The sequence below is a fragment of the Spirillospora sp. NPDC047418 genome (assembly GCF_040643275.1).
Taxonomy (GTDB): Bacteria; Actinomycetota; Actinomycetes; order Streptosporangiales; family Streptosporangiaceae; genus Spirillospora.
This window is the reverse complement of the sequence record NZ_JBEYTW010000001.1, coordinates 245,017-259,233: the sequence shown is the minus strand read 5'-3', so window position 1 is coordinate 259,233 and position 14,217 is coordinate 245,017. Positions and strand designations below refer to the sequence as shown.

Annotated in this window: 10 protein-coding genes; 4 read left to right on the top strand and 6 right to left on the bottom strand. The window is 71.3% G+C overall.

The window, feature by feature from the left end:
* Positions 1-121: 121 nt before the first annotated feature.
* Both folE and ABZ806_RS01000 read left to right on the top strand, forming a co-directional pair.
* Positions 122-739, top strand: coding sequence for a GTP cyclohydrolase I FolE (gene folE / locus ABZ806_RS01005; protein ID WP_500214395.1), 618 nt, complete (start codon positions 122-124; stop codon positions 737-739).
* A gap of 47 nt (positions 740-786) precedes the next feature.
* Positions 787-1,998: an NAD(P)/FAD-dependent oxidoreductase gene (locus tag ABZ806_RS01000; RefSeq protein ID WP_500214394.1), complete on the top strand. Its 1,212-nt coding sequence runs from the start codon at positions 787-789 to the stop codon at positions 1,996-1,998.
* A gap of 122 nt (positions 1,999-2,120) precedes the next feature.
* On the opposite strand, the gene ABZ806_RS00995 is transcribed toward ABZ806_RS01000, so the two are convergent.
* The 6 genes from ABZ806_RS00995 to ABZ806_RS00970 all read right to left on the bottom strand — a co-directional run bounded on the left by ABZ806_RS00995 (position 2,121) and on the right by ABZ806_RS00970 (position 12,241).
* Complete coding sequence (locus ABZ806_RS00995; protein ID WP_500214392.1) at positions 2,121-3,416, bottom strand: phosphodiester glycosidase family protein; 1,296 nt, start codon at positions 3,414-3,416, stop codon at positions 2,121-2,123.
* Positions 3,417-3,554: 138 nt separating this feature from the next.
* Entirely contained in the window at positions 3,555-4,511 is a 957-nt protein-coding gene (locus ABZ806_RS00990; protein ID WP_500214390.1) for a DUF5954 family protein, read from the bottom strand.
* A 129-nt stretch (positions 4,512-4,640) separates the two neighbouring features.
* A complete protein-coding gene (locus ABZ806_RS00985) occupies positions 4,641-5,693 on the bottom strand; it encodes a glucose 1-dehydrogenase (protein WP_500214389.1) in 1,053 nt (350 codons plus the stop codon).
* 21 nt (positions 5,694-5,714) lie between these two features.
* Entirely contained in the window at positions 5,715-7,496 is a 1,782-nt protein-coding gene (locus ABZ806_RS00980) for a glycoside hydrolase family 15 protein (protein WP_500214470.1), read from the bottom strand.
* A 174-nt stretch (positions 7,497-7,670) separates the two neighbouring features.
* Entirely contained in the window at positions 7,671-9,056 is a 1,386-nt protein-coding gene (locus tag ABZ806_RS00975; protein ID WP_500214387.1) for a glycoside hydrolase family 10 protein, read from the bottom strand.
* Entirely contained in the window at positions 9,053-12,241 is a 3,189-nt protein-coding gene (locus tag ABZ806_RS00970) for a glycosyl hydrolase 115 family protein (protein ID WP_500214386.1), read from the bottom strand. The genes ABZ806_RS00975 and ABZ806_RS00970 overlap by 4 nt, the downstream gene beginning before the upstream one ends.
* A 240-nt stretch (positions 12,242-12,481) precedes the next feature.
* Between ABZ806_RS00970 and ABZ806_RS00965 the strand changes: the two genes are divergently transcribed.
* Positions 12,482-12,982: an ArsR/SmtB family transcription factor gene (locus ABZ806_RS00965; RefSeq protein WP_500214384.1), complete on the top strand. Its 501-nt coding sequence runs from the start codon at positions 12,482-12,484 to the stop codon at positions 12,980-12,982.
* Between the two features lie 21 nt (positions 12,983-13,003).
* Positions 13,004-13,852, top strand: coding sequence for a peptidoglycan DD-metalloendopeptidase family protein (locus ABZ806_RS00960; RefSeq protein WP_500214382.1), 849 nt, complete (start codon positions 13,004-13,006; stop codon positions 13,850-13,852).
* Positions 13,853-14,217: the final 365 nt, after the last annotated feature.

Sequence of the window (14,217 nt, the reverse complement as noted above, 5' to 3'; positions counted from 1 at the left end):
ATTACTGGTCGCTGCAGTTCTGGCATGCTTCTGAGCAGGCACGCTTGACCGATGTCGGCAATAAGACTAAAACTTGTTGGTGAAATAGACGTCGGACGTCGCCTACGTGCATGGAGTAGTCATGGATGTCGCCGCACTCGCTGTCTCACCGATCGACCCGGTCCGGGTCACCGGGCGGCCCGGCGAGATGGACCTGGCGGCCGCCGAGCTGGCCGCCGGGGACTTCCTGCGGGCGCTGGGCGTCGGCACCGACTCCGAGGGCCTGCGCGGCACCCCCGGGCGGATGGCCCGCGCCTATGCCGAGCTGTTCACCTCCCCCTCCTTCGACCTGACGACCTTCCCCAACGACGACGGCTACGACGAGCTGGTCCTGGCCCGGGACATCCCGCTGCGGTCGGTGTGCGAGCACCATCTGCTGCCGTTCGTCGGCACCGCGCACATCGGCTACCTGCCCGGCCGGCGGATCCTCGGCCTGTCGAAGCTGGCCCGGGTGCTGGAGCACTTCGCCCGCCGTCCCCAGGTCCAGGAGCGGCTGACCAAGCAGGTCGCCGACTGGCTGCAGGCCCAGCTGGACCCGGCGGGAGTCGGCGTCGTGATCGAGGCGGAGCACACCTGCATGACCCTGCGCGGGGTACGGGCCACCGGGTCCAGGACCGTCACCTCCACGCTGCTCGGAACCCTGCGGGACGCCCCGGCGTCCCGGCAGGAGTTCCTGGCCCTCACGGGCGTGGGCCGGTAGCGCGCCCCGCCGTGGATCACCGAGACAGGACGAGTTGGAGGCACAGGATGAGCACACCGCGGCGGATCGTGATCGTCGGAGCAGGGCTGGCCGGTGCGTCGGCGGCCATCGCGCTCCGCGAACGGGGGTTCGACGGCGAGGTGACGCTGTTCGGACGGGAACCCCACGCCCCCTACGAGCTGCCGCCGCTGTCCAAGGGCGTCCTGCTGGGCAAGACCGACGAGCCGGACTGGGTGGCCGAGTCGGGCCACTACGCCGACCACGGGATCGACCTGCGCCACACCGAGATCACCGCGCTGCGCCCGGCCGACCACGCGGCCGTCGACGCCACCGGCGCCGAGCACCGCTACGACCGGCTGCTGCTGGCCACCGGTTCCCGTCCGCGCACCCTGCCCGGCTTCGACGGCGCGCACCTGGTGCGCACCCTCGACGACGCGCTCGCGCTGCGCGAGAAGCTGACCGCCGACGCGCGGGTGGTGATCCTCGGCGCCGGCTGGATCGGCTGCGAGGTCGCCGCCGCCGCGCGCACCCACGGGGCACGGGTGAGCATGGCCGACCCGCTGCCGCTGCCGCTGCAGCGGGTGCTCGGCGCCGAGGTCGCGACCGTGTTCCGCGACCTGCACGCCGACCACGGAGTCACGCTGCGGCTCGGCGTCAAGGCGACCGGCATCGACACTCGCGGTGACACCCGCGTGGTACTGCTGGACGACGGGACCGAACTGCCCGCCGACGTCGTGGTCGCCGGGGTCGGCGCCGTCCCCCGCATCGAACTGGCCGAACAGGCCGGCCTGGACCTGGCGGCGGGCGGGGTCGCCGTCGACGCGGCGCTGCGCACCTCGGCCCCCGACATCTTCGCCGCCGGCGACATCGCCGCGCACGACCACCCCCGCTACGAGGGCCGCGTACGCGTCGAGCACTGGGACAACGCCAAGCGCCAGGGCACGCACGCGGCCGGCAACCTGCTGGACGGCGACGACCCCTACACCGCCAGCCCGTTCTTCTTCTCCGACCAGTACGACCTGGGCTGCGAGTACCGGGGCCTCGCCGACCCGGAAACCGACGAACTGGTGGTGCGCGGAGACCCGTCCACCCGCGAGTTCCTAGCGTTCTGGCTCCGCGACGGCCACGTCACCGCGGCCCTCAACGTCAACTCCTGGGACCACGGCGACACCCTCCAGTCCCTGGTAGACACCCGAGCCCCCGCAACCGCCAAGACCCTGACCGCCGAACCCCTAGAAGCACTAACCCCCACCCCCTGACCCCACCCCACCCACCCGCCCGAACCCCGTTCACCTGCGGCGTGTTGTTGTTATGAAGCGCCTCATAACAACAACACGCCGCAGATCAACGTGTCTCGTGCGGGTGGGGGTGTGGGACGCGTTTAGTTTGGGGTGGGCTTGTGGAAGACGCCGATGCCGTTGGCGATGGCGCGTTCGGTGCCGTCCGACGGGGTGTTGCGGACGGTCACCGACGGCGCGCCGGGGGCGCGGGCGACCAGGGCCGAGGAGCCGCCGCCGTCCAGGTTCACGCCGTCGTCGGCGCCGACCTCGTCCAGCAGGTCCGCGAGTTCGGCGACGGTCAGGCCGCCGCTCCGCTCCGACCTGCCGTCCGCGACGAGGAGGTAGAAGTGGCGCCCGTCGCGGCTGACCCCGGCGGCGGTGCGCGGGGCCGGGCCGTTCGGGCTCAGGCCGTCCAGCGGCTCCCCGTCCCGCAGGATCGGGAACCCGCCGACCGCGAACCGGAAGCGGACCGGCCCGGTGAAGCGGTAGGAGACCCGCACCCGGTCGCCCGGCCGCAGCCGGCGCAGCGCGTCGGCGCCCTTCTCCCGCCCGACCAGCACGGTCGTGCCCGCCGGGATCGCACCCGCGCCTACCGCGTCGGACACACCCGTCACCACGCCCCGCCGCACCGTCACCTCGGCGGTGTCGGTGCTGCACGGGGCGTTGCGGGCCTCGTCCGTCCCGCACACGGCGCGCTGCCGGGAGACATCACCCCACCGCGAGTCGAACGCGCCGACGCCCCCGACGCGCAGCGCGTACTGGTTGAGCCCGCGCAACGCGATCGACTTCTTCCCCGACCGGACGGTGCCGGTCAGGTGGAGCCGTGCGACATGCCCGCGCCGGTCGCGGCCGACGCCGATGACGTCCTCGGTGGACGTGCCGGGCGGCAGCGCCGGCCCGAACCGCTGCCCGTCCGGCACCGCACCCTTGAGCGGACGGCCGCCGTCCACCGCCGGGCCGGACGACGACCCGGTCGGCGTCACTCCGGGGTGGGTCTCGCTGATGTTGAAAAAGTCGCCGTTCACGCCCGCCACCGCCCGCTGCGCGTCCGCCATCTGCGACACCGTCCGGCGCGCGGCGACCACCGGCGGGTGCAGCAGCCCGACGGAGACCTTCGGGCTGCGCAGATCGACGTCCACCAGGTTGCCGAGCACGCGCCCGCCGGTCCCGGACGTCTCGAACGTCCGAACCCTCACCCCGGGCGCGGTCCGCTCGGACGAGGTGAACCGCACCTCCCCGACCTCGGCGGACGGCGCTAGCGCCCGCACCCGCGCATCCGCCCGCTCCCCGGACCCGGCCCCGTCCACCCCCGGCGGCGGCCCCGGCCCCGCACCCGCCGGAACGGCCCCCGCCCCCGTCAGCCCGACCACGAGCACCCCGGCCACGATCCACCGCATCAACGACGCCCCTCTCCGCGATCACCAGCCCGATGATCATGTCTCGCGCCCGGTGAAGCGCCCACCCGCCGGGAGTGAACACTCGCGCAAGACCGCGTTACACGCCGCAGGTAGGGGAGGCGTTGCGGGTGGTGGTGGTCAGGTTTCGGCGGGGTGGTCGTAGTGCTGGTGGTCGGAGGGGCGGGGGGATTCGGGGCCGTCGCGGCCCAGGCGGAGCATGCGCGCCACGCGGACGGTGCGGAACTCGCGGCCCCGGACGCTGAACGAGTGGCCCGGCGTGGCCCTGATCTCCGCGGCCATCGCGCACCATTCGGCCAGCTCGTCCGGTGAGGCGGGGTCGCCGCCGAACTCGCGGAGCCTCGGCAGCCGCCCGGTGAAGTGCCGCGCCAGCCCGTCGCGGGCGTCCTCGGGGGTGTCGCCGCCGGTCAGCGGACCCCAGCCGTCGCCCTCGAGCTCCACCACCATGAACGTGGGCGGCAGCACCACGACGCCGGGATGCGCGTGGATCGCGTGGCGTGCCTCGGTGCGCACGATGTCGGGAATGTCGCCCGACGCCGCCATGAACGCGACGAGGTTCAGCCGCAGCTGCGCCTCCCAGTGCCCGCACGGCGCCGCCGGGTCGATCGGATGGTCGCGCAGCAGGCCGTCCGCCGCGATGTCGGCGTCGGTGGCGCGGGGCGGCTCCAGCACCCGGTCGCCGAACTGGACGAATCGCTCCACCCGGACGATCCGGTACCGGCGGTCGCCGATCTCCCATTCGTCCTTGGCGAGTTGCTCGCCGTCCTCCGGGTCGAGCCGGCCGGCCGCCGCGCGCATGGCCGCGGCGGTCGCCGCACTGGACTCGCCCTCGGCGGCGGTCCGCAGGTCGATGGCGAGGTTGTACCGGGCGGCCGTCGGGTCGTCCGCCCCCAGTGAGCCGATGCGCCACTCGTTCCCGGTCTGGACCGCGTGGCCGAAATCGGGGGAGCCGATGGAGTAGATCTTCGGGTAGCGCAGAATGCGGTCGCCGAGTTCCCGGTCGCGCACCGCCGCGACCGGATCGAGGCGGGCGACCACGTTGATGTGGTCGTACCCGCGCATCAACGCGAAGGTCATGCCCGCATCCTGGCCGGACGCCCGGTTCCCGCGCACGCCTTTTCCCGCATTCCCGCGCCGGAGCCGCCCCCAATGCCCGCAATTATCCGCCTTTACTCGGGAAATAAATGCGGGCGGACTTTCCGGTGGTCAGCCGTCCAGGCCGATGACGACCTTCACGTCGTCCGGGTGCGGGGTGAAGGCCTCCGCGTAGCGCTCCAGCGGGACGCGCCGGGAGATGAGCCGGCCGAGCCAGTCCAGGTCGGCCTCCGCCAGGGACCGCGCCGCCTCGGCGTAGTGCCGCAGGTTCGCGTTGACCGACCCGATGATCGCGTCGTTCTCCAGCACGATGTCGCGGTTGAGGCCACCGGCGTCGATCTCGAGCATGCGGCCGGTCGGCGACACCCCGGTCAGGCACACGATCCCGTACGCGGCGTTGTTCGCCATCGCGCCGAACACCAGCTGGGACACCCCGGTCGCCTCGATCACCACGTCCGGCTCGCAGCCCTCGACCGCCTTCTCCAGGCCCTCGTGGTGGTAGGTCGCGCCGAGGTCGGCGACCAGTTGCGGCTTCGGCCCGTCCGCCACCCGGTCGAGGACGTGCACGTCCAGCCCGCGCTGCGCGCCCAGCATCGCGGCGAGCAGCCCGATCGGCCCCGCGCCCGTCACCAGCACCCGGCGCGGCTCGAACCAGGCCCGCGCGCCGACCTTCTCGATCTGGTCCCACGCCTTGGCGACGACCGTGGTCGGCTCCATCAGCACGCCGACCTCGGCCAGCCGCGGGTCCAGCGTCACCGCGTAGTCGGCCTCGACCCGCCACGCCTGGCTCGCGTACCCGTCGATCTCCTTGATGCCGCGCTCGGTGTACCGGCCGTTTCGGCACATGTCGAACTCGCCGTGCGCGCACGCCCCGCACGGCTCCGGGTCCGGCCGCCGGACGACGCCGACGACGAGGTCGCCGGGCGCGAAGCCGCTGCCGGACGGCGCCTCCCGCACCCGGCCGAGCGACTCGTGCCCGATGACCAGCCGCTCGTGCCCCGGCGGCGCCCAGCCGTAGTCGCCGGCGGCGATCTCCCGGTCGGTGCCGCACACCCCGACCGCGAGCCCGTCGACCAGCAGGTCGTTCTCCCCGGGCTCCGGGTCGGGGACGTCGGTGACGGCCAGCGAGCCGCCCTTCTCCGGGACGACGGTCAAAGCGCGCATGGGTCTCTCCTTCTCCAGCGGTCAGGGCCGGCGGACGGCGGGACGGGTGCGGCTCAGGTGCCGCGCGGTGTTGACGAGTCCGACGTGCGAGTACGCCTGCGGGGTGTTGCCGATCTGCCTCCCGGTGGCCGTGTCGTACTCCTCGCTGAGCAGGCCGAGGTCGTTGCGCAGGCCGAGCAGCCGCTCGAACAGGTCGGTCGCCTCCTCGGTGCGGCCGATGCCGTGCAGCGCGTCCGCGAGCCAGAACGTGCAGGCCAGGAACGAGCCCTCGTCGCCCGGCAGGCCGTCGACGCCGCCGTCCGCGCCCGTGTCGTAGCGGAGCATGAACCCGTCCCGGTACAGCTCGCGCTGCACCTCGTCGATCGTGCCGGCCACCTGCGGGTCGCTCCACGGCAGGAACCCGACCTGCGGGATGAGCAGCAGTGCCGCGTCCAGGCCCTGCGAGCCGTAGAACTGGGTGAACGTGCCGCGGTCGGTGTCGAACCCCTTCGCGCACACGTCCTCGTGGATCTCCCGCCGCAGCGCCTTCCACGTGTCGACCGGCCCCTCCAGGCCGTGCCGCTCGACGCCCTGCACCATGCGGTCGACGCCGGCCCACGCGAGCACCTTGGAGTGGACGAAGTGGCGCCGGTCGCCGCGCACCTCCCACAGGCTGTTGTCCGGGTCGCTCCAGTGCCCTTCGAGGAAGTCCATCAGGGCGAGCTGCATGTCCCAGGCGTTCTCGTCCGTGTCGATGCGGGCGGTCCGCGCGAGGTGCAGGCCGTCCAGGACCTCGCCCCACGTGTCGAGCTGGAACTGGTCGGACGCGGCGTTGCCGACCCGGACGGGCGCCGACCCCTCGTACCCCGGCAGCCAGTCCAGCGTGAACTCGGTGAGCCGCCGGGTGCCGTCGATGGCGTACATGATCTGCAGGTCGGCGGGGTCGCCGGCGACCGCGCGCAGCAGCCATTCGCGCCACGCCTTGGCCTCGGCGGCGAACCCGGTGCCGAGCAGCGCCTGCAGGGTGAACGTCGCGTCCCGCAGCCAGCAGAACCGGTAGTCCCAGTTGCGGGGGCCGCCGAGCTGCTCCGGCAGGGACGTGGTCGCGGCGGCGACGATGCCGCCCGTCGGCGCGTAGGTGAGCGCCTTCAGCGTGATCAGCGACCGGCGGACGGCCTCGTCCCAGCGGCCCTCGTAGTCGTAGCTCCCCATCCAGTCGGACCAGAACGTCTCGGTGTCGGTGAGCGACTGCTCGGCCTCGACCGCCTTCGGACGCGGCAGGTGCGACGGCTTGTAGGTCAGCACGAACGGCACCCGCTCGCCCGCCGACACGGCGAAGTCGCCGTAGGTGGCGAGGTTGTGCCCCTCCATCGCGACGGGCGTGTTCAGCCACGCCGCGTCCGGGCCCGCGATCGCGTTGCGCTCGCCCTCGCGGTGCCGCACCCACGGGACGATCCGGCCGTAGTCGAACCGCAGCCGCAGTTCGGTGCGCATGGGGACGCGCCCGCTGACGCCCTCCACGATCCGGACGACGTCGGCGGCCTCGCCGCGCGGCGGCATGAAGTCGATGATCCGGACGGTGCCGTCCGGGGTGTCCCACTCGCTCTCCAGGATCAGCGTGTCGCCGCGGTACCGGCGCCGGGTGCACAGCCCGCCGGACGCGGGCGCGAGCCGCCAGAACCCGGCCCGCTCGTCGCCGAGCAGCGCGGCGAAGCAGGCGGGGGAGTCGAACCTCGGCAGGCACAGCCAGTCGACCGATCCGTCCTTGCCGACCAGCGCCGCCGTCTGGGTGTCCCCGAGCAGTCCGTAGTCCTCGATCCTCAGTGCCAAGACGCGCATCCTCACTGTTGGTCGCGGCTTACTTCGACCTACCCGTGATAGTGCATGTATGTCCCGGCCGTCAGAGATTCCGGGGAACGGCTCCGGAAACGGTCCGGCACGGCGGCCTGGGAGCTGCCGCCGTGCCGGCGTCCACAGTTGTCAGGGTGTTGGCAGTGGTCAGGGTGTACCGCAGGTGATGGACGGGTTGGAGACGTTGCCGCCCGGCGCGCTCGCGGTGAAGCCGAACGACGCGGAGCTGCCCGGCGCCAGGTTCGCGTTCCAGCCGACCGGCTTGACGGTGACGACGCTGCCGCTGGTGCTGGCGCTGCCGTTCCAGAGGGCGGAGATCGTCTGGCCGGAGTTCAGGGTCATGACGACCGTCCAGGAGCTGACCGCGCTGCTGCCCGCGGTGACGACGACCTGGCCGTTGAAGCCGTTGTTCCACTGCGAGGTGCGGGTGTAGGCGCAGGTGACGGTGCCGTCGCCGCCCCCGTCATCGCCGCCCCCGTCGTCCCCGCCGCCGTCGGAGGTGCCGCCCAGCGCTTCGAGGGCCGCGTCGTACGCGGGCTTCTTGTTGTAGTTGTCGTCGAAGAGCAGTGCGGCGCCCTCGCCGGGGAACGTGTCGGGGACCCACGAGTACTTGTCGGTGATGCCCCACACGGTGATGACGGTGCAGCGCGACACGGCGAGGCAGGCGGAGACGACCTTCTTGTAGTCGTTCGCCTGGGTGGCGAGCTTGGAGCCGTCCGCCGGGGTGTTCATGCGGATGTCGAGCTCGGTGATGTGGACGTCCACGCCCAGCGCCGCGAACCGCTCCATGTTGGCCTGCATGTCGGACGGGACGTTGCCCAGCGTCAGGTGCGCCTGGAGCCCGACGCAGTCGATCGGGACGCCGCGCGCCTTAAAGTCCTTCACCATGGAGTAGACGGCATTGCTCTTCGCGTTCTGGCCGTCGATGTTGTAGTCGTTGTAGCAGAGCTTGGCGGTGGGGTCGGCCTGGCGTGCCGCCCGGAACGCCTCCTCGATGTAGCCGTCGCCGATGACGCGCTGGAAGACCGAGTCGCGGCGGGCGCCGGAACCGTCCTGGAACGCCTCGTTCACGACGTCCCAGTAGCTGATCTTCCCGGCGAAGTGGCCGGCCTCCTTCGCGATGTGGTTGCGCATGACGCCGAGCAGGTCGTCGCGGGAGGAGATGTTGCCGACCCAGTCCGGCAGCTGGCTGTGCCACACCAGCGTGTGCCCGCGGATCTTCATGCTGTGCGCCTGCGCGTGGCTGACGAGCTGGTCGGCCGCGCTGAAGTTGAACGAGCCGCGGGACGGCTCGGTGGTGTCCCACTTCATCTCGTTCTCGGGCGTGAGCTGGTTGAACTCGCGGTCGAGCGTGGCGGCGTACGCCGACTCGCCCATGTGGCCCTGGGCGGTGGCGGTCCCGAAGACGCGGCCCTTGGCGGCGGCCGCCTCGCCGAGCGTGCCGGGGGCCGCCGACGCGGGGAGCGCGACGGCCACCAGCATCGCGAGGAGCAGCGACACTGCTCCCAGCACCGCGGTGAGTGCCTTTCTCATGGTTTCGTTCCTCCTAGGAGAGTGGGGGTCGAGCGAAACCCGGCCCGCCGGCTTTCCGGGGGCCCGAGATAAGAGGTCCTGAGTCCTCCGGTGTCGACCACGATCTTCTGCACGACGACCGTGGGATCGACCATCCAGAGCTTCAGGGTGTGCGTCCCCGATTCGGTGATGGTGTGGGTCGTGACGGTGCGGTTCACGTTGTCGGACGTGTTCCGCTCCCACTGCTTGTTCATGGTGGTGTCGTTCGCGCCGGTCTGCGTCGTGGCGTTCACGACCTGCGGCTCTTCGTCATCGAGCGAGACGGCGTATTTCAGGCCCTCGGTGGAGAGGACGCTGTTCCTCGGCGACATGTAGACCCAGACCTTCACCGGGCCGGTGGTGGTCAGCGTCATGTCGTATTCGAGGCGCGGGCCCTTACCGGGCTGCTGGCTGGACGCGGTGACGGGGAACGGTTCCATTCCGGCGTCGGTGCGGCCCACTCCGGGGACGCGCTTCCATTGCGCCGCTCGCGTGTCGGTCGCGCGGCTGTAATGGTCGGCGTTCATGGAGACGTAGCCGCCGGCCTCGACGAAACCGTGCGCCCTATAGGACTCCGGCTTCTTCACGACGGCCTGGACGGTCACGGTGCGGCCGTCCGGTCCGGAGATCTCGATGGGCACGCGGCTGGTCCCCTTCGGCGCGCGCGACCAGTCGATCGACACCGTCGCCCGGATCTGCTTGTCGACGCGGCCCCTGTCATGGGTGACGCGCACCCACGGCTCGCCCGGGGTGATCCGGTACTGGAACGGGTCGGACCCGCGGTTGAACACCTCGATGTACTGCGCGGGGCCGCTCTGGTAGGGGCTGAACTCCGGCAGGACGGCCTCGGACTTCGCGTTCGGCCACCAGTCGCCGGAGCCGTCGACGGCGACGCCCATGTCGGCGCCGTCCGGGACGTCGATCCGCTGGAGCTTGGGGAAGATCTCGTCCGGCAGGGCCACGTTGTCGCGCTCGGGCTGCTGCCAGGGCGCGTTCGGGCCGTACCGCTCGACGTCGCCGTAGCCGATGTGCGGCTGGCTCTGGAAGCCGTCCCATTTCCCGCCGGCGAGCCCGGTGTTGTAGTGGTTCGACATCGCCTGGTCGTCGGCGAAACGGGCCTCGGCGAGGTCGGCGTACTCGTTGGTGGCCGCCCGCCCCTGCTTCGCGTAGAGGATGTTGGTGAACTCGGCGTCCCGCAGTTCGTACAGGTTCGCGGTCGCTTTCACCTGGTAGTAGACGAGCTGGTAGTAGGCGTCCTGGTATGCGTCGGGCAGCCGTTCCCGTATCTGTTCAGCTTGCGCTGCCAGCCGCTTCCACCGGGCGGTGACAGTCGCCATTTCTCGGTACTGGTTCAGGTAGAACGGCGTCTGCTCGTCGTCGTAGACGACCGCGCTGGAGTCGGTCGGAAGGTCCTTGTCCGGGTCGACGGTGATGCGGCGGTTCAGCAGTTCCGGCTTGCGCAGCGCCTGGAGGTTCCCGTACTCGTCGAGGACGTCGGCGATCTCGTCCGCGTGCTCGGTACCGAAGTTCTGCGCCGCGTACTGCCGCTCCCATTCCCTGAGGCTCTGCAGCGGCCACTTGTCGGGGTTCCACGCGTAGTCGAGGAAGAACTGGAGCGGCAGCTCGTCGTTCTTCATGTCGCCGACGTTCGCCACCCACAGGTTGCGGATGCCGTACTGGTACGACTGGTGCAACTGCTCCCACGTGTTGCCGAGCTGCGCGGTGTCGACCCACTTGTAGTTCCGGCCGCCGCCGACGTAGTCGAAGTGGTAGTAGAGCCCGTACCCGCCGCTGCGCGCCGGCAGGCTCCGGTCGGGCATCTTGCGCATGTTGCCCCAGTTGTCGTCGGTGAAGACGACCGTGACGTCGTCGGGCACGCGCATCCCCCGGTCCCAGTACCGCTGGACCTCCTTGTAGAGCGTCCACACCTGCGGGGTGGCGGCCGGGTCCTTGCCGGTGACCTCGCCGAGGATCCCGCGCTCCTTGGCGATGATGTTCTGCATCAGTTCGATGCCGTCGCCGTCCGGGAGGCCGACGTCGCCGTTCCCGCGCATGCCGAGCGTGACGACGCCTTCGAACTCCTCGTCGACCATCCGCTGGACGCCGTCTTTCCAGTATTTCTCGATGGCGGCGGCGTTCCGGCGGTAGCTCCATTCGCCCGTGCCCCCGTAGGGGTCGTGGCCGGGCTTGACGATGTCGCCGTCCGCGTCCCGTTGCGCCGGGACGGCGTGCCGGTTCCACTCCTCGATGCCGCGCATCATCGGCGCCTCATGGGACGTCCCCATGACCACGCCGTACTTCTTCGCGGTCGCGTGGTTCAGCGGATCGTCCTCGGCGAACGCCCGTCCCCAGACCGCCGGCCACAGGTAGTTGGCCTTCAGCCGGAGCATCGTCTCGAAGATCTTGGCGTAGAACTCGTGGTTGAAGCCGTTCGGATAGCCGGGCGCCTTGCCGTTCCCGAAGAACTTCGGCGCCCACCGGTTCAGCGCCGGGTTCTCGTCATTGATGAAGAAGCCCCGGTACTTCACCGCGGGCGTGCCCTGGGTGTGCCGCCCCGGCTTCACATACAGCGCGCGCCGGTGCTGGGAGGGGACGTCGTCCCAGAAGTACCAGGGTGAGACGCCGATGTTCTTCGAGACGTCGTACGCGCCGTAGATCGTCCCGCGCTGGTCGCTGCCGGCGATCACGAACGCGCGGCGCACGCCCGGCATCGGGTGCTCCACGACCTGTTCGAGCGTCGTCTCCCACTTGCCCGCGATGCCCTTCACGTCGAGCTTCCCGGACGAGACGAGGTCGTTGATGAGCGGGCTCCTGCCGATCGTCCCGACGATGACGACGTCCCGCCCGGACGGCGTCTCGTCCTGTGTGACCTGCGGCTTCACGCCGGTCACGCGCTCGATGTCGGACTGGAGGTCGCCGACGGCGCGCACGACGCCGGGGAAGTCCGCGCCGCTGACCACCAGCGGCGCGGCCCTGCCGTGCTCGACGAGCGGGAAGTACCCGCGCCCGTCGCGGAACGAGATGTAGGACGCCGGATCGGCGTGGCGGGGCTTTCCGCGGCCCGCCGGCCCGGCGGCCGCCATCGCGGCGGCGGGCACGGCGGTGAAGGCGACGACGGTAGGGACCAGGGTCAGGAGGACTTTCCACGTCCGCGGGGATCTGCCCATCGGCGGTCTCCTCAGTGGGGGAGCGGCCTCGAAACTTTTCGATATCTTTTCGAGAGTAGACAGGAAAGTAACCCCGAGCGCCCCTACCGTCAACCGTTTCCACCGGCTTTCAGTGGTCAGAACGCCACAAAACAACCCTGAAGCTTGATCATCACTTCGAAAGATTTCGAATCACGACGCCGCCCGTGCGCGTCCGCCGTTGGATTTGCCACTTCTACGTAATTACGTAATATTGGAGTCGTGGCTGAGGAGACCCTGGCGGAACGCGTCGCGCGCCTGGAGGAGCGGGTGGCACGGCTGGAAGGGCCGCGCCCGGCCGCCGAAGGGGAGCGTCCCGACGGCGCCTTCTGGGCGCTGGACGGCCTGAAGGACCGCGTCGCCGACCCCGGCGGCGTGCTGTTCACCGGCGCGGTGACGCTGCCGGCCGGCGAGCACTACGAGTGGCAGCAGGGCCACCCGGTGGACGACCTGCTGGCCGACGACTGGTCGCAGGCCGCCGAGACGCTGAGCGCGCTGGCGCATCCGGTGCGGCTGCTGCTGCTCCGCGAGATCCTCCAGGGCTCCCGCACCACCGCCGAGCTGGCCGCGCACGAACGCCTCGGCACGACCGGCCAGCTCTACCACCACCTGCGGCAGCTCGTCGCGGCCGGCTGGTTGCGCACCACCGCGCGCGGGCAGTACAGCGTCCCGGGCGAACGGGTGGTGCCGCTGCTCGCCGTGCTGGCGGCGGCCCGCCGCTGACCGACCGATCGGAGAAGACAGATGCTCAGGACGATCGCCCGCTTCCGGACGGTGCTCCTGCTGCTCGGACTGCTGGTGTGCTTCACCGAACCCCTGCACGGCGTCGGCGCGGTCTGGTGGGCCGGGCTCGTCCTGATCGTCGCGGGGACCGTGCTGTTCTTCGTGGCCGGCGGCGGCCCGGACCGCGAGCCCGTCGTGGTGCGCAGCCCGGTGCGGGGACGCTGGACGGCGGTCAACAGCCCCGCCGACAAGGTGCCCAGCCACGGGACGCACGAACTGGGCCAGACGTACGCGATCGACCTCGTCCACGTGCCCGATCCCGGACGGGCGTGGACCGCGCTCCGCCGGTGGCCGCTCGCGGCGCGCCCGGAGACGTTCCCGGCGTTCGGGCAGGACGTCCACGCCCCGGCGGACGGCGTCGTCGTCCAGGCGAGCGGATGGCAGCGCGACCACTGGAGCCGGAACTCCTGGCCCGGCTTCCTGTACCTGCTGGTCGAGGGCATGGTCTTCCGGCAGCTGCTCTCGCTGCTGACCCTGTCGGGCGGGCGGTTCGTCGTCGGAAACTCCGTCACCCTCGACCTGGGCGGCGGCGTGTACGCGGTGTTCGCGCACCTGCGCCGCGGGTCCGTCCGCGTGGGGAAGGGCGACCGCGTCCGGGCGGGCGACGTGCTCGGCGAGGTCGGCAACTCCGGCAACACCTCCGAGCCGCACCTGCACTTCCACCTCATGGACCGCCCCGGGCCGCTCGCCGCGGCGGGCATCCCGTTCGCCTTCCGCTACGAGACCGGCGGCCGGGCCGAGACCGGCGTCCCCAGTGCCCGCGCCCCGTTCACCGCCACGGGTGCGGAGTCGCTGTCGCCCGGCCGCTGAGCGCACTACCTGCGGATTCGGCATTCCGGGCGGGGGTTATGGGCGACAAACGTTAGATTTCGCCAATTGCCGTATATAACGCTCAGGCCGCCCGAATGCGTTGATCGTCGGCCGCCGTTGTGCCACTCTTACCGGTGCCCCGGCAGACGGCGGTTCCCGCTCGCCCCCACCGCGCCCCTGCCGTGCTGCCCGCTGCTCGCGCCCAGGTGGAGAGGCCGTTGTGAGGAAACGCCGGATCGGCCGGTACGTCGACGCGTCCGCCTTACCGGCCGGAGCGCGCCGGTGAACTGGTGGAGGCGCAGGCCGGCGACCGGATATCCGGCGGTCCATCTGCCGCCCGATTACCGCGCGCCCGCTCCGGAACC